11 protein-coding genes and 1 pseudogene are annotated in these 17,324 nt (G+C 52.2%); 1 reads left to right on the top strand and 11 read right to left on the bottom strand.

Going from position 1 to position 17,324, the window contains the following annotated elements; all coding sequences use genetic code 11:
* From PsW74_RS12685 to PsW74_RS12635, 11 genes and pseudogenes are all read right to left on the bottom strand, one after another.
* Positions 1–1,092, bottom strand: coding sequence for an ABC transporter permease (locus PsW74_RS12685; RefSeq protein WP_063286557.1), 1,092 nt, complete (start codon positions 1,090–1,092; stop codon positions 1–3).
* Positions 1,089–2,636, bottom strand: a complete 1,548-nt coding sequence (locus PsW74_RS12680; RefSeq protein ID WP_063286556.1) for an ABC transporter ATP-binding protein — start codon at positions 2,634–2,636, stop codon at positions 1,089–1,091. The genes PsW74_RS12685 and PsW74_RS12680 overlap by 4 nt, the downstream gene beginning before the upstream one ends.
* Positions 2,637–2,716: 80 nt before the next feature.
* On the bottom strand, positions 2,717–3,727 hold the full coding sequence (locus tag PsW74_RS12675; protein ID WP_063286555.1) for a BMP family protein: 1,011 nt from the start codon (positions 3,725–3,727) through the stop codon (positions 2,717–2,719).
* A 610-nt stretch (positions 3,728–4,337) separates the two neighbouring features.
* A complete protein-coding gene (locus tag PsW74_RS12670) occupies positions 4,338–5,330 on the bottom strand; it encodes a Gfo/Idh/MocA family oxidoreductase (RefSeq protein WP_082830553.1) in 993 nt (330 codons plus the stop codon).
* 163 nt (positions 5,331–5,493) lie between these two features.
* Positions 5,494–6,381 (bottom strand): peptidylprolyl isomerase, encoded by an 888-nt coding sequence (locus PsW74_RS12665; protein ID WP_063286554.1) that lies wholly within the window; start codon positions 6,379–6,381, stop codon positions 5,494–5,496.
* 6 nt (positions 6,382–6,387) lie between these two features.
* Positions 6,388–7,101 (bottom strand): respiratory nitrate reductase subunit gamma, encoded by a 714-nt coding sequence (narI, locus tag PsW74_RS12660; RefSeq protein ID WP_063286553.1) that lies wholly within the window; start codon positions 7,099–7,101, stop codon positions 6,388–6,390.
* 2 nt (positions 7,102–7,103) lie between these two features.
* Positions 7,104–7,826 carry a nitrate reductase molybdenum cofactor assembly chaperone gene (gene narJ, locus PsW74_RS12655; RefSeq protein WP_063286552.1) on the bottom strand — a complete coding sequence of 241 codons (723 nt, stop codon included), beginning with the start codon at positions 7,824–7,826 and terminating at the stop codon, positions 7,104–7,106.
* The gene (gene narH / locus PsW74_RS12650; protein ID WP_057461585.1) at positions 7,823–9,364 is read right to left on the bottom strand and encodes a nitrate reductase subunit beta; all 1,542 of its coding nucleotides are present in this window, start codon (positions 9,362–9,364) and stop codon (positions 7,823–7,825) included. The genes narJ and narH overlap by 4 nt, the downstream gene beginning before the upstream one ends.
* Positions 9,361–13,110, bottom strand: a complete 3,750-nt coding sequence (locus PsW74_RS12645; protein WP_063286551.1) for a nitrate reductase subunit alpha — start codon at positions 13,108–13,110, stop codon at positions 9,361–9,363. The genes narH and PsW74_RS12645 overlap by 4 nt, the downstream gene beginning before the upstream one ends.
* A gap of 25 nt (positions 13,111–13,135) precedes the next feature.
* Positions 13,136–14,488, bottom strand: a pseudogene (locus tag PsW74_RS12640) (NarK family nitrate/nitrite MFS transporter); the annotation flags it as partial.
* A gap of 95 nt (positions 14,489–14,583) precedes the next feature.
* Positions 14,584–15,930 (bottom strand): nitrate/nitrite transporter, encoded by a 1,347-nt coding sequence (locus PsW74_RS12635; protein ID WP_063286549.1) that lies wholly within the window; start codon positions 15,928–15,930, stop codon positions 14,584–14,586.
* Between the two features lie 235 nt (positions 15,931–16,165).
* On the opposite strand from PsW74_RS12635, the gene PsW74_RS12630 reads away from it, so the two are divergent.
* The gene (locus PsW74_RS12630; protein WP_063286548.1) at positions 16,166–17,107 is read left to right on the top strand and encodes a LysR family transcriptional regulator; all 942 of its coding nucleotides are present in this window, start codon (positions 16,166–16,168) and stop codon (positions 17,105–17,107) included.
* Positions 17,108–17,324: the final 217 nt, after the last annotated feature.

Below are 17,324 nucleotides of genomic sequence, written 5' to 3'. Positions count from 1 at the left end.
TTATGCCTCCCCTTTGGCGACAAGTGGTGTCTTTTTGGGCCTGACAAAGCGGATTTTGAAGCGCACAAAGAGGCTGGAAATCAATACGCAGATCAAAGACATGGCGACCACAAGATCAGCAATGTAGCTGGAAACGCCCATGGCGCGGCTCATGCTATCTGCCCCCACAAAGACTGCGGCGATGAAGACAGCAGCCACAACCACACCAACGGGTGAGAGGCCTGCAAGCATGGCGACCACGACGCCGGTGTAGCCGAAGCCCGGAGAGATATCGGCAGTCAAATACCCTTTGAGGCCAGCCACTTCGCTGACACCGGCAAGGCCTGCTAATGCGCCGGAGATCAGGCCGACTTTGATGAACGTGGAGGTGACCGGAATGCCAGCATGTTTTGCGGCGGAGACATTTTCTCCCGTAGCCCTGATTTCAAAACCCCAGACGCTGCGCTTCATCATGATGTAGATGATCAGGGCTGATGCCAGTGCGATCACGAGGCCCCAGTGGATGCGCATGCGGGCGAACATCTTGGGCAGTGTGGCGGCGCTGGTCATGGGTTCTGACTGTGGCCAGCCCATACCCATGGGATCTTTCATTGGCCCTTCCAGCATCATCTGCACAAACAGCAGCACGACGAAGTTGAGTAGCAGTGTGGTGACCACTTCATCCGCGCCCAGCTTTGTTTTCAGCAGAGTTGGGACGAGCATCAAGATGCCGCCAGCAATCATGCCTGCCAGTATAATCAGCGGGATCATAATGTAGGCGGGCGCGGAGATTGCGCCGGTGCCGATGGCTACTGCTGCGAGTGCGCCCACATAGAGCTGGCCTTCTGCGCCAATGTTCCAGAGTTTGGCACGAAAGGCGACACTTACTGCCAGACCCGTGAAAATGAGTGGGGTTGCGCGGGCCAAAAGCTCAGAGAATGCGAACTTGGAGCCGAATGCGCCTTTGAAGGTGTGCCCGTAGGCGGCGAAAACTTCTCCCCCTGCTGCTGCAATGGGGATCGCGGCAAGCACGAGCGCGGTGATTCCTGCGATAATTGGCAGGGCAAACGCGAAGAGCGAAGAAACATTGGTACGAGGTTCAAACCGGATCATGCTGCTTGTTCCCCTTTTGCGGAATGTCCTGCCATCATCAGGCCAACCTGTTTCTTATCCAACTTTTCCGTCTCCATTGGCTCGCAGATATGCCCGCGATGGATCACGGCAATCCTGTCGGATAACTGGAAGAGTTCGTCCAGATCTTCAGAGATGAGAAGGACACCAGCGCCTCTGTCTCGCGCCTCTTGCAGGCGGCGGTGCACATCAGCCGTTGCGCCAACATCCAACCCGCGGGAGGGCTGGGCGGCAAGGACGATATCAGGTTGCTGATCCAGCGTTCTGGCGAGGACGATTTTTTGGATGTTCCCGCCGGAAAGCAAACGGGAGACAGCAAGCGGGCCAGAACAACGGATGTCATAGGCCTTGATAGCCTCCTGAGCGCGCTTGCGAATTTCGTTGAAGCGAAGAAGGCCGAAGCGTTGGTAGGCGGCCCCACGAATTTCCTCCAGAACGAGGTTTTCCTCTACCGACATGGCGCCAACGATGCCGTCGTGGTGACGGTCTTCCGGGATGCGGGCGACGCCGGATTTGATGGCAGCCGCAGCACTGGCCTTGAGCGGTTTGCCGTTGAGCAGGACGGAGCCAGAGGTAGGGATTTCCAGTCCTGAGATGACCTTAGCCAGCGTGCTTTGGCCGTTGCCGGAGACGCCTGCGAGGCCGATGATTTCCCCCTTACGGAGGGCGAGATTGACGTTCTCGATCTGCTCGCGGCCATCCCCAGCGCTGACACCGGCAAAAACCAGCGCTTCGTCTTCCGGATAGCCGGGTTTGCGTTCTGCGGTTTGGACGGAATGCCCGACCATCACCTCAGCCAATTGGTGGCGATCACACTGCGATGTCGGCAGGTCAGCAACCATCCGGCCTCCTCTGAGAACCGCAACACGATCAGACGCGCCCAGCACCTCGGCCATCTTGTGGGAGATGAAGATGATCGCCATGCCTTTGGCGGCGAGCAGCTTCAAGGTTTTGAAAAGACTGTCGGATTCCTGAGGTGTGAGAACCGCTGTGGGTTCGTCCAGCACCAGAATGCGGGCGTCGCGGTAGAGCGCTTTGAGGATTTCGACACGCTGTCTTTCACCAACAGCGAGCTTGGAGACGCGCAGATCCAGATCAACTTCTAGGCCGGAGCTCTGCATCAGCTCCTGCAGTTTTGCCCGCGCTTTGGAGCGGCTGAAGCGGCGTGAAAACAGGCTCTCAGTGCCCAAAACGATGTTCTCAAGACCCGTCAGGTTCTCAGCCAGCGTGAAGTGCTGATGAACCATACCTATCCCCGCTTCAAGGGCCGCCTGAGGAGCACCGGGCTCCAAATCTACCAAAATACCGGAGGAGTGGCGTACCATGACACGTCCTTGATCAGCCACATAATGACCGAACAGGATATTCATGAGCGTGGTTTTCCCCGCTCCGTTCTCACCCAGCAACGCAACGATTTCCCCGGCATGCAGGTCCAGATTGACGTTTCCATTGGCAACCAGATCACCGAAGGTCTTGGTTATGTTTTGAAGAGATAAAAGCGGATGCCCGCTCTCAGTTTCTGGCATGGGATACCCTTGGACTGACGAGGTTATGCGCGTAGCAGGCGGAGAAGACGGGCCGGGATATCCCCCCGACCCGATCAGCGTTAATTGGAGGATTTTGGCTCTTCGTCGTTGATCTCAACGGTAAAGGACCCATCCAGAATGCTTGCTTCGACAGCTTTGACCTTACCAAGCAGCTCTGCATCCACCAGCGTTTCATCAACCACCAGCGAACCACCAGCATGGCCCATGAAGGAGTACTTGCCGTAGTCTTCAGCCTTGAAGTTATTCGCCTTTACAGCCGCAATCGCAGTGTCGATTGTTGGCTCCATATGCCAGATGGCAGAGGCAAGGATGGTGTTTGGATAGTCAGCAGCGGTGTCGATCACATTGCCAATCGCGAAGATGCCTTTTTCCATAGCCGCATCAGACACACCGAAGCGTTCTGCATACAAAACATCCGCGCCAGCATCGATCATGGCGTAAGCGGTTTCTTTCGCTTTTGGCGGATCATACCAGGAGTTGATGAAGTTGACTGTGAAAGTCACCTCTGGATTGGTTGCCTTAGCACCATTCATGAATGCGTGCATGAGACGGTTCACTTCCGGAATAGCAAAGCCGCCGATCATGCCGATTTTTCCAGACTTGGACTTCGCACCTGCGATCATACCGGACAGGTAGGATGGTTCGTGAATGAAGTTGTCGAATACCGCGAAGTTTGGCTCAGCTGCCGGGAAGGACGAGCCCATGAGGAAAGCTGTTTCCGGGTATTCTGCAGCCACGTTGCGCGCTGCGCGTTCTACTGCAAACGCCTCGCCAACAATGAGCTGATGACCAGCTTCGGCGTACTCACGCATAACGCGCTCATAGTCGGTGTTGGCTGTGTTCTCGGAGTAGACGTAGGTGATGTCACCACGCTCCGCCGCTGCATTGAGCGCTTGGTGGATGCGGCCAACCCATTGTTGCTCAACAGGAACGGTGTAAATCGCTGCAACCTTGAGAGGTTCGGCAGCTAAAACTTTTGCTGGAGAATAAACCGCGATTATGGCCGCAAAAGCAGCTACGGCTGCGAGAACATGGCGTCTCACCAAACCGTTCAAACGTGTCGCAAACATGCACACCCCCTGAAATCAATAATTGTGCAGGGCTGCAGATCAGACTGCAGCCGCAATCTGCCCTATCTCGCATTTTAAGTGAAAAGGTCCTGAGCAGGACGAAGGCATTAAAAATGGCTGTATACGAGACAAAGCGGCTAATGACTAGATGCCTCAGAAGTATTTTTTGCGTGACGGCCCGTAAATTAATGCAGATCACACAGTACTTTTCTTATGGTATTCAGCTATTTATCGACTGTATAAATATTATTGGACCACTATATAGCTGTGGATTGAGCTAAATGACGACAAAACACTCGAATCGAAGCAACATTATGAAATTTTACTTTTCGGTCAAATAATTTCAATCAATATTATTTTGCAATATTTTCCATGGATTGAAAAATAGCACACAACGTCTAATTTTTGCTCTGACTGCCTAAATTGCATCCACGTAGCAAGCTGATTTTATGCAGGAATTGACGCTTGCTGCTCATGGAGCAGGCAATACGAGCCTCAACGGATCACTGAGAAAAATTTGGGAATTGTTGTAGTTGCGAGTATTTTGGCACCCCTCGCAGGCTGCACAGAGGAGTGCAATCGCACCCCTCACATTGCAATATCATGTCGCTTAGGCAGTCACGGTTGCAGCTTCCCAGTCAGTCAGAATCTGCATGATCTGACGGCTGTCCTCAACACTCGGAGCCGGACTTTCCAGCGCCTTGTTGCCAGCTTCGATCGCTTCGCGGATCGCTCTGACCTGATAAATAAAGGCGTTGCCGTCTGCCGTAACTGTGCGCGTGTCGCCCGGCTTTTCGTATGGGGTAACTGTGTAGATATTCCCCTCAGCTTCCGGTAGCCATGGGTTGGAATTCAACACCAGACTTGCCTTGGAGCCAAGCACTGTGAAACCAGCATGCAGACCGTAGTCTTCCGCCGTGTGAAGCTGGCAAACAACACCGTTATTCAACCGCAACGTTGCTGCTGACTCGCAGATGTTCCCATCAGCACCACGACGGCCCATTGCCGATATGTTATAATTATCAAAGATATGGGTCGGGAATGCAGTCTGTAACAAAAGATGCATCAGCGAGGTCGGATAGCAACCAAGGTTATAAAGTGCCCCCTTGCTGTGTGGGTTCACGAACCTGGCAATTGACGCGCAGTACTGAGCTGTAATCGACTGGATCTCACCCAACTCCCCAGAGGCAACCACATCGCGAATAGCAGCTGCAAACGGGTGGTTCAGATACATCAACCCTTCCACGAAGAATACACCGTTCTCGGCAACCGCTTTCAGCGCCTGATCGGTTTTATCCATGTCGATAGACAGCGACTTTTCGCAGAGGATTGCTTTCCCCGCATTTGCTGCCTTGACCACGTACTCGTGGTGAATGTGGTTTGGGAGAGCGATGTAAATGATATCAACGGCTTCGTCTTCAATCAGCTCGTTGAAATCATCAAAGGTATGCTCAACATCGTACTTTTCTGCGAAGACTTTCAGAGGCACTTCTGACCGGCCTGCCACGGAATGTATCCGCGTCGATCCTTCCGCTTGTATAGCGTCTGCCATTGTCAGCGAGATGAAGCTTGTTCCGAGAAAGCCCCAGTTCAGTTTCGACATTGTTTTTCTCCAGAACACAGGATCCCGAGAACATCACGGGAAGAACTCCGGAAATAACCCTAATCACATTTAAGGAAGGAGAAAATACCAGAGATCAATAGCTTACTGCTTATCCAAGTTTATCGATAAAAGAGCAGGTACTCGTCGTTAAGTACTTACAATTTTACTGAACCAACGGGCTGTCAGAACCAAGTAAAGCAATACCTTTTATCTCAGCAGACCCTGCCAGGATAGTGATGTATTGAGACACTGCTTTAGACCAGCTTGCGGCTTCCAACCATGCTCTGATGGTTTCCTCAACATGCTCGAATGGCAAGATATTCCCTTCGATCTTCCTGTTCAGGAAAATGATGTGATAGCCGAACTTAGTCTCAACCGGCTGCTCGCTCAGCTGACCAGATCGCATGGACTGAAGTGCTTTTTCGAACTCGGGGACTGTGCTGCCCTTTGTCAGCTGACCCAGATTTCCGCCAGTTTCCTTAGAAGGGCAAGCGGAGTAATCCAACGCCAGATCAGCAAAGGCCTCTGGTTTATCCTGAAGCAGTTTGATGACATCGTGGGCCCAAGCTTTGGCTATGCTGCGGGCAGTGTGTTGATCTGGCCCAGCTGCAAACAGGATATGGCTGGCTTCATAGATTGGCTCTGAACTGAAGCGGGTCCTGTTGTTTTCGTAGTAACGCTGGCACTCATCCTTGGAAGCTGTCGGGATCTCGACCTCCTGCTCAATCAGTTCTCTGATCGCCGCATCTTCAGGTGTCTCACTCCCGTCATCCATCTGTTCTGGTGCAGCCTCAATGTTCAAGGCCTTGGCTTGCTGCAACAACAGTTCGCGGACGACTAACGCTCTCGCAGCAGCTTGCACTGCCTGACCTGGGTTCTCAGCCGGATGGTTTTGGGCTTCTGCCAGAATGTTTTGCTCTGAGATTTGGACCCCGTTGACCGATACATCGGTGATGATCGGTTTGCTTTTGGGAGGCACCTTAGTGCTCGGCAGATCCGCATCTGCCTGAGCACCTTCACTCAAGTTTGGGTTGGTGTAGAGATTAGCCATTTCACCTCACTCAGCAGGATGGCGTGAATTGGTGGAGTTGCGCTCACGCACGATCTGGTAACCAGGACGCCACAAGTATCTTGCCGGGACGCTGAGCATATGCACCAAGCGTGTGAACGGGAAGATGAGCAAGATCGTCAACCCCACGAACAGGTGCAATTTGAAGATCCATGAGGCATCAACGACATAGTTTGCTGCATCCCCACGGAATGTGAAGATGCCTTGTGCCCAGCTCATGAATTTGACCATTTCCTCACCGTCCAGATGCATGAGGGAAACAGGTATAGTTCCAAGCCCCAGAAGCAACTGGAAGCCCAGCAGACATATAATGAAGGTGTCCATTGTGCTGGAGACTGCTCGTACACGCGCATCATACAAGCGACGATGAATGAGCATCCCTGCACCAACAATCGCCATCAGGCCAGCAATACCGCCGACGACGACAGCAAGAACCTGCTTAGCACCGTGACTGATACCCACCAGATCGAACAGGACTATTGGGGTCAGCAATCCAACCAAGTGGCCAAAGAAGATGATCAGCACGCCTACATGAAAGAGCACTGAACCCCAGACCAACTGCTTGCGGCACAGGAGCTGGCTTGAACCAGCACGCCAACTATAAGGCTCACGGTCATAACGAATGATTGTGCCTACAATCAAAACAGAGAGGGCGATGTATGGATATATTCCGAAGAACAACGTGTTGAAGAAGCCAGACATTTCTAGTTCTCCCCTTGAATGTTCTGGGTCGTGGCATCAGGCGGGCGTCTGTCCGCAGCTCTCATTTGCATTCTTAAGCGATCAGGGCCGCAACTGCCCTCTCCTGCATTGCCACCAAACTTGACGACCTCTTCCTGCCAAATGCGATCCATGGCTTCGAGATCATTTGGATCATCTTCGGGCTCTGCAAGAATATTGGAAAGGAGCTCCTTGGACGGTGCCGCTTTGCTGATTTCAGCAACAGCCCCAAACGCATTGGCGTAGATTGAGCCCTTCTTTTTGAGACGCAAACGAAGGGCCTCAAAGATATGCGCAGTCTGGCCAAGCAGTTCCTGTGCCTCTGTAAACGGCTGATGCGCCAGATATTCGAGGAACAATGGGATGTAGTCCGGTAGTTCCGTGGTCTCTACCGCGAAACCGTTTGTCAGGTACATCTCACGCAGATCGACAAGAGCTTGACCGCGGTCTCTGCTCTCACCATGCACATGCTCAAACAGGTGTAGTGAATGTGAGCGGGTCCGATCAAACAGGAACACGTATCGCTCCTGCACCTCATAGAGATCTTTACCAGCCAGATCATCGCAAAGAGTGCAGATCATTTTCTGGCCTTTTGCAGAAAGCAAGCGATCTGAGTTTACTGCTTTTTTCAGTGCTGGCAGGTCATCTAGCAGTTCTTGCGTCGGGTAGTTGAGCAAGAGCGAGAGGATTTTTAAGGAGACGATCATCCGCGCATCTCCTTAAATATATCCGTTGGGGTTTCGACAGTTTTCTTGCGGGAACCACCGAACAGGTCAGTTCCATCACTGCCGCCAGAGCAACCATTGCCGAAGGAGAAGCCGCAGGAGCCGCGGACATCGTAGGCATCCTCGGACACTTCACGGTGTGTGGTTGGGATGACGAAGCGATCCTCATAGTTGGCTATCGCCATGATCTTGTACATGTCTTCAATCAACTCAGAAGTCAGACCCACTCGTTCAGCAATAGCTTCGTTGACTACGCCATCAACTGACTTGGAGCGCATGTAGGAGCGCATGGCGAGCATCCGCTCCAACGCCGTGACGACAGGCTCGTCTTTGCCTGCTGTGAGGAGGTTGGAGAGGTAACGGACCGGAATACGCATGCTCCGGACATCCGGCAGGTCACCATCCCAGCCGATCTTACCAGCTTCTGCGGCCGATTGGATTGGGGAGAGAGGTGGAATGTACCAAACCATCGGAAGTGTGCGGTATTCCGGGTGAAGTGGGAAGGCTACTTTCCAGTCGATTGCCATCTTATAGATCGGCGATGCCTTGGCAGCCTTGAGCCAATCCTCTGGAACACCATCTTTACGGGCCTGTTCGATTACCTTTGGGTCATGCGGATCAAGGAAGACCTTCAGTTGCTCTTCGTAGAGGTCCTTCTCATCCTTGGTTGAGGCAGCTTCTTCGATCTTATCCGCATCGTACAGGATGACACCCAGATATCGGATACGGCCTACACAGGTTTCTGAACAGACTGTAGGCTGCCCTGACTCGATGCGTGGATAGCAGAAGATGCATTTTTCTGATTTGCCAGAGGACCAGTTGAAGTAGATCTTCTTGTAAGGACAGCCAGAGACGCACATGCGCCAGCCACGGCATTTTTCCTGATCGATCAGGACGATACCGTCATCTTCACGCTTGTAGATGGCACCTGATGGACACGCAGCAACACATGTTGGGTTGAGGCAGTGCTCACACAGACGTGGCAGATACATCATGAAAGTATTTTCGAACTCGCCATAGATTTCCTTCTCGATGCCCTCAAAGTTGTAATCTTTTGAGCGCTTGGAGAACTCACCACCGAGAATTTCTTCCCAGTTGGGTCCCCATTCAATTTTTTCGATCCGCTCGCCGGTGATCGCTGATTTTGGGCGGGCTGTTGGGAACTGAGCACTTTCAGGAGCGCCCTGCAGATGCTCGTAATCATAATCAAACGGCTCGTAGTAGTCGTCAATTTCTGGCAGATCAGGGTTAGCAAAGATCTTCGCCAGAATGCGCCATTTGGCACCCATCTTGGGAATGATCTTGCCATTGCGTTTGCGAACCCAGCCACCGTTCCATTTCTTCTGGTTTTCCCAGTCTTTGGGATAACCAATACCGGGTTTGGTTTCCACGTTGTTGAACCAGGCGTATTCAACGCCTTCTCGGTTGGTCCAAACGTTTTTACAGGTCACTGAACAGGTGTGGCAGCCAATGCATTTATCCAGATTCAGCACCATTCCGACTTGAGCGCGGACTTTCATTCTGCTGCCTCCTGACCACTGTCATCCAGTGGTTCTTCCATCCAGTTCACTTTTTCCAGTTTGTGAACCACAACGAACTCATCGCGGTTGGAGCCAACCGTTCCATAGTAGTTGAAGCCGTAGGATTGCTGCGCGTACCCACCAATCATATGTGTTGGTTTGGTGACGGTTCTGGTCACCGAGTTATGGATACCGCCGCGTTGTCCGGTGAGCTCTGATCCCGGTGTATTCACGATCTTTTCCTGAGCGTGATACATGTAGATCGTGCCTTCCTTCATGCGCTGAGAGACCACCGCACGCGCCACAAGCGCACCGTTGATGTTGAAGACTTCGACCCAGTCATTGTCTTCAATGTCAGCTTTTTGCGCATCAACCTCTGAGATCCAAACCACCGGACCACCACGGTTGAGCGTGAGCATCAACAGGTTGTCGGTGTATGTGGAGTGGATGCCCCACTTCTGGTGCGGGGTGATGAAGTTAAGGACCAACTGCTTTCTGCCGAGAGATTTATCGTCGATCACCGGTTTGACGCCTTTGGTGTCTATCGGCGGCCTGTACACGCAGAAGCCTTCGCCAAATGCACGCATCCAGAGGTGATCCTGATAGAGTTGCTGACGACCGGAGATCGTTCGCCACGGGATCAGCTCATGCACGTTGGTGTAGCCTGCGTTGTAGCAAACATGCTCAGATTCAATGCCGGACCATGTCGGCGAAGAGATGATCTTTCGTGGCTGAGCGACGATATCGCGGAAGCGGATTTTCTCTTCTTCTTTCGGCAGTGCCAGATGGGTGTGGTCTCTGCCAGTAAACTCAGAGAGAGCAGCCCATGCTTTGACAGCCACTTCACCATTGGTTTCCGGGGCCAGAGACAGGACAACCTCACTTGCATCAATATCCGTTTCGATCTTAGCCAAGCCTTTGGTTGGCCCGTCTTCCAATACCTCACCATTTAGGCCTTTGAGGAGGTCTACCTCGTGTTCGGTGTTCCAGCTGATGCCTTTGCCACCGTTGCCTAGTTTGCTCATCAGTGGGCCAAGAGCCGTGAAGCGCTTGTAGATGTTTGGATAGTCTCGTTCGACAACAACAACGTTTGGCATAGTCTTGCCGGGTTGCGGTTCAATATCACCCTTCTTCCAATCCGCTACGTCGAATGGCTGGGCGATTTCACCAGCTGTGTCGTGCAGGATCGGGACAAGGACGACGTCTTTTTCCTTGCCGAGAACTTCTTGTGAGACCTCAGAGAAGGACTTGGCAATACCCTTGAAGATCTCCCAGTCACTGCGGGCTTCCCATGCAGGATCAGCAGCACTGGAGAGGGGATGAATGAAGGGGTGCATATCCGAGGTGTTGAGGTCGTTTTTCTCATACCATGTGGCCGTTGGCAGTACGATGTCTGAATAGACCGCTGTCGTTGACATGCGGAAGTCCAGCGTGACCAACAGGTCCAGTTTGCCTTCCGGTGCATTGTCATGCCAGACAGCTTCTTTCGCACGCTGGCGGCCTTCCTCTCCCAGATCCTTGCCCAGCACACCATGCTCAGTGCCGAGCAGATGACGGAGGAAGTATTCGTGACCTTTACCGGAAGAGCCTAGCAGATTGGAGCGCCAGACAAACAAGTTACGTGGCCAGTTGGCCTCGTTGTCGGGGTCTTCACAGGACAGTTTGAGACTGCCTGATTTTAGCTCCTGAGCAATATAGTCTTTTGCTTCTTTGCCACTCTCTTCTATCGCTTTAGCAACCTGAAGTGAGTTGGCCTCAAGTTGTGGAGCTGACGGCAACCACCCCATACGCTCTGCACGGATGTTGTAATCGATCAGCGACGCATCCCAATCCCCATCGGGCGCGGTTGGCGATAAGATCTCATCCACCTTGAGCGTTTCATAGCGCCATTGATCTGTATGCGCATAGAAGAAGGATGTTGAGTTCATATGCCGTGGTGGGCGTGTCCAATCCAATGCAAAGGCGAGTGCTGTCCACCCGGTTTGCGGGCGGAGTTTTTCTTGCCCAACATAGTGGCTCCAGCCACCGCCGGATTGACCGACGCAGCCGCACATCACCAATAAATTGATGATGCCGCGGTAGTTCATATCCATGTGGTACCAGTGATTTAGCCCGGCACCGAGGATGACCATGGAGCGTCCGTTGGTCTTTTCAGCATTGGTCGCAAACTCACGGGCTGTCGTGATGATATGGTCCTGGGGAACGCCAGTGATTTTTTCTGCCCATGCGGGGGTATAAGGCAGCTCTTCATCATAGGACTTGGCGGAGTTTGGATCATCCAATCCACGATCCAGACCGTAGTTGGCAATGAAGAGGTCGAAAACGGACGCTACAAGCGCTTCACCTTCCGCCAGCTTCACTTTCTTTGCGGGGACTTTGCGCACCATTACGCTTTCATGGTTGGTTCCCGCAAAGTGGTCATGCTCACGATTGCCGAAGTATGGGAAAGCCACGTCAGCGATTTCATCATGATCAGCTTTGTCAATGAAAGACATGGCGAGATCCGTGTCTTTGCCGGCGCCGTCTCTTTCTTCAAGATTCCATTTGCCTTTCTCCCCCCAGCGAAAGCCGATGGAGCCATGCGGAACCACAATCTTCTTCGATTTGTGGTCCAGGGCGACGGTTTTCCATTCTGGATTGTTTTCTTCCCCCAGCTTGTCCGCAAATTCGGAAGCACGCAGGAGGCGTTCCGGGATGTATTTGCCGTCTTTTTTGACGAGGCGAACCAGTAGCGGCATGTCGGAGTACTTACGACAGTAATCTTCGAAGTATTTTGCCTGCCTGTCCAAATGGTATTCACGCAGGATGACATGGCCCATGGCCATCGCCAGAGCAGCATCAGTGCCTTGCTTTGGATGGAGCCAGAGATCCGAGAACTTGGCCGCTTCCGAGTAATCCGGACAGACCACGACTGACTTGGTGCCTTTGTAGCGGACCTCGGTGTAGAAGTGCGCATCCGGTGTGCGCGTTTGTGGAACGTTGGAGCCCCACAACATCAGGAAGCCCGCATTGTACCAATCAGCGGATTCAGGCACATCGGTTTGCTCACCCCATGTTTGTGGTGAGGCAGGAGGCAAATCGCAGTACCAGTCGTAAAACGACATGCATGTGCCACCGAGCAAAGACAGATAGCGGGTTCCAGCTGCATAAGAAATCATGGACATAGCCGGAATTGGCGAGAAGCCAACAACGCGGTCAGGGCCCCATTTCTTCGCAGTGTAAGCATTTGCTGCTGCGATAATTTCGTTGACTTCTTCCCAAGTGGCTCGCACAAAACCGCCGTGTCCGCGCACTTTCAGGTAATCTGCGCGCTTTGCGGGATCATCCTGAATGGCTGCCCACGCAGCGACCGGCGATTTCACTGTCCGCTCGTTGCGCCATAACTTGAGCAGGCGGGAGCGAATGAGTGGATGCTTCACCCGGTTTGCGGAGTACATGTACCAACTATAGCTGGCACCACGAGAACAGCCCCGTGGCTCATGGTTTGGCAGGTCCGGGCGCGTACGCGGATAATCCGTCTGCTGGGTTTCCCAGGTGACAATCCCGCCTTTGACATAGATCTTCCAGGAACAGGAACCAGTGCAGTTCACACCATGGGTCGAGCGTACGATTTTGTCGTATTGCCATCGCTTTCGATAGCTGTCTTCCCAGTTTCGGTTCTCATTGGTTGTAACACCGTGCCCGTTTGCAAAGGTACCAGTGTCCTGTTTTGCGAAGAAGTTCAGTTTATCGAGTAGTAGAGACATCTGAAATGCCCTTCACGTTATTTGCTTAGCACGGAACGGAGGCACCCTTGCGGGTGTAGAAGAACCACGTGATCACCAAACAGATCACGTAGAAGATGCCAAAGGCCCAAAGCGCGGCATCCGGACCACCTGTGTAGGCGATGGATGTTCCGTAGGCTTTGGGGATGAAGAAGGCACCGTAGGCTGCAATTGCAGAGGTAAAGGCGATGATGGCCGCACTTTCACGTTCTGACTGGCGCAGGTGAGCTGTTGCATCCAGCTCAGGCATCAAGAGGCCGACCTGTTGGCGCATGATGGTCGGGATCATCTGGAATGTAGAAGCGTTGCCTACACCTGTTAGGAAGAACAGTGCTATGAAGCAGGCAAAGAAGCCCCAGAAAGCTCCCGGCTCTGTTTTGATGGACAGGAAGAACAGCACGCCACCAACAGCAACCGCCATAAACAGGAAGGTCCAGAAGGTTACACGGCCACCGCCGTACTTGTCGGAAACCCAACCCGTACCAGCCCGGGAGAGTGCACCAACGAGAGGTCCAAGGAATGCGAAGGTGAGTGCATTTACTTCCGGAAACTGTGTCTTCATGAGCAGCGGGAAGCCTGCGGAATAGCCGATAAAGCTGCCGAAGGTTCCCGTGTAGAGAATGCACATGATCCAGTTGTGCGCTCTTGAGAAGATGATGGATTGTTCTTTAAAACTCGCTTTGGCATCGGCGATATCATTCATGCCAAACCATGCGGCCAGCGTCGCGATGATGAGGAATGGAACCCAGATAAAGCCAGCATTCTGGATCCAGAGTTGGGATCCATCCTCAAGGATTTGAGGAGCGCCACCGATCGCACCGAAAACACCAGCTGTGATGACAAGCGGCACCACAAACTGCATGACGGAAACGCCAAGATTTCCTAGGCCTGCATTGAGCGCAAGCGCGTTCCCTTTTTCCTTCTTTGGATAGAAGAACGCGATATTTGCCATTGAAGAGGCGAAGTTACCACCCCCGAAACCGCAAAGCAGGGCTAACAGAAGGAAGATGCTGTAAGGCGTGGTGGGGTCCTGAACTGCGTACCCGATACCCAGAGCCGGAAGAAGCAGCGATGCTGTGGTCAGCGTTGTCCAAAGGCGACCACCAAAGATAGGGACCATAAAGGAATAAAAGATCCTGAGTGTCGCGCCAGAAAGGCCTGGCAGAGCAGCCAGCAGGAAGAGCTGGTCTGTCGTATAATCAAAACCGATGGCGGGTAGCCTTGCAACAACAACACTCCAAACGAGCCACACTGAGAAGGCAAGCAAAAGTGCCGGAATAGAGATCCAAAGGTTTCGAGAGGCAATCACCTTCCCTTTGGTTTCCCAGAACTCCGGATCATCCGGCCGCCATTCAATTAGTGTGTGCCCTTGTTGAGTGTTGTTATCAGACATACATTCATTCCTTTTGGCTACATGCCCTCCCCAGACCGAATGTCCAGAAAGGGTTTCGCTGGTTACGGATACTTTTCTACGCCTGCAGGTCCGTCCGGACCTTCAACCGGTTCGTCCGGAAGATCAGACAGATCTGTTTCGTCTTGCAATTCGGGATAACGCTTGCGCTCCATCCTGCGGATGGCGACGTACATCCACACAGTTGAGACCGCAACAATGATGAAGAGAAGCATGAAGGGTGCCGTCCAAACGCCAGTCCAGTCGAGCAGAACTCCAAAGGCGATTGGCAAGAAGAAGCCACCAAGGCCGCCGATCATGCCTACGAGGCCTCCGACAGCACCAACATGGTAGGGGTAGTAAACCGGTATGTGCTTGTAGACCGCTGCTTTACCAAGGCTCATGACAAAACCAAGAACGACGGTCACAGAGACGAAGGCACCAACACCGAGACCGAAGTTAAACTCAATGGGACCGTCAATACCGCTGACAACATATGAGGTTTCTGGATAGCTCAGCAGGAAGAGGCAAAAGAGGGAGACTATGAAGGTGAAGTACATGACAAAACGTGCCCCCCACTTATCTGACATCCATCCACCAAGCGCTCGAAATACTGACCCGGGTAATGAATAGAGACCAGCGAAAACGCCAGCCGTCGTCAGCTCCAATCCGTAAGCCCCGGTGTAGTACCGCGGGAGAAATGACGCGAGCGCGACAAAGGCACCAAAGACGAAAAAGTAGTAGGTCGCAAAACGCCAGACTTGCAGGTTCTTTAAAGGTGCAAGCTGCTCTGCTGTAGATACAGCTTGCTTGCCTTCTTTCTTGCGCTCCTGCTGAGACGGATCATCTTTACTGAGCAGAAAAAACAGAACGCCTGTGACTGCCAAAACAATTGCGTAAACGCGGGCTGTGCCTTCCCAGCCAACTGCAACTACCAGAAATGGTGCTACGAAGTTGGTAACTGCTGCGCCGACATTACCGGCACCAAAAATGCCAAGTGCAGTGCCTTGTTTCTCTTTTTCAAACCACTGGGAGACATAGGCTACGCCGATAATAAAAGAGCCGCCGGCCAATCCAAGGCCCAAGGCAGCTAACAGAAACACTTCATAGGTTTGTACTGAGGTGAGCAACCAGACACAGACTGCTGTAAGGAGCATCTGCAGCGGGAACATAATTCGTCCACCAAACTGCTCTGTCCATACTCCAAGGAAAATGCGGCTCACAGAACCGGTGAGCACTGGTGTGGCGACCAATAAGCCGAACTGAGTGTCGGACAATCCCAGTTCGCCTTTAATGCGCACGCCAATGATGGAAAAAATAGTCCAAACTGCAAAACAGATAGTAAAAGCAAAGGTACTGAGACCCAATGCCCTATATTGATCGGAGCGAGTAACACCCTCAAGTGAATGCATAGTATTTGATCCTGAATTCTAGCAGGTAAGACAATCCACATAGAATCTCAGGAGCTTTAGCACCCAAAAGTAGAGCAACTCATAGAAAGAACAGGATTAAACGAGTAAAATTGAAATACAACTTGGAGTAAAATTATGTTTTATTTCCAACTCACGACACAATGAGATACACCTATCCAGACTACGTTGATGCTGGTATATTTCGTTTAGAGGCGGGGATTTCAAAGTTAAAGCAATGTCTTACATCAACAACGTCAGGATGTTTGTGCGCGTGTTTGAGCTTGGCAGCATGTCTGCTGCGGCAAGAGACATGCATGTTTCTCCTGCAGTTGCTTCCTCTCGTATTGGTGAGCTTGAGAAGCACCTGGGCATTCGCTTGTTTAACCGGACCACCCGCACCATCCAACCCACTGAGCAAGGTTGCATTTTTTACCCCGGAGCCCGTAAGATGCTGGAAGCAATGGAAGAGGCTGAGGCGGCTGTGCAGGAGGTGACGCACACTCCACGCGGCTCAATCTTTGTTTCTGCTCCACTCGGGATAGGGCGGCGTTTGATCGCGCTGCTTATTCCTGAATTCCACGATGCTTATCCTAAAATTCATGTTCGCCTCAGGCTTTCAGATCGTCCTCTCAACATTACGGGAGAAGGGTTGGATCTGGCTTTCATTCTGGGACAGTTACCAAACTCTGAAATGCGGCTGAAAAACCTGCTGGACTGTCCTCGGGTACTGTGTGCATCCCCTACCTATTTGGAACAGCGTGGTGAGCCACTGCAAGGGGCAGACCTCCAGCATGGGAAGCATGATTGTCTTCTGCTTCAGTTTCCCGGTTCCTCTGAAAGCCGATGGACGCTTCAAACTTCTGAGGGCTTACAGAGCTTCACAGTTGGTGGCCCTTTCACCTCTGATGACGGCGATGTGTTGGTGAACTGGGCACTCGGCCATCACGGCCTCATCAATGCACCCTTGTTTGATGTTGTCGACCATTTGCTCAGCGGAGACCTTATCGCCGTCTGTACTGCCACCCCTCCTGCTGATGTGCATTTGGCATGTCTATTTCCGCACAAACGCTATCAAGATCCTAAGATCCGGCTTTTTCTGAATTTCATCAGTGAGCGATTGAAAGCGTATCTAAAAGACAAGAATTCTCAATACTCTAATCACCTTCAGAGCAAGTAATTCCCGACTGGAAAGTCGTTTATGTATCTGTTTCTTTTTTCAGTTATTCGCGAAATACTTTCAAAATAATTTTGATAATCCAACTCATTTATTAGGCTAAACTGATAGATGGGAGGAGTTTGGCGGCCCTGCCAGCTGACGAGCTTTAAGGACACGGTTGATACCGGCACATTTGCCCAGTGCTTCGAACAGTGCCTCGTCGATCCCTAATTCGACG

Origin of the sequence: Pseudovibrio sp. W74, assembly GCF_001623085.1 — a bacterium.
In the GTDB taxonomy this organism is placed as follows: Bacteria; Pseudomonadota; Alphaproteobacteria; order Rhizobiales; family Stappiaceae; genus Pseudovibrio.
Note: the sequence above shows the minus strand (reverse complement) of the source record. Positions and strands in the feature narration are given on the sequence as shown.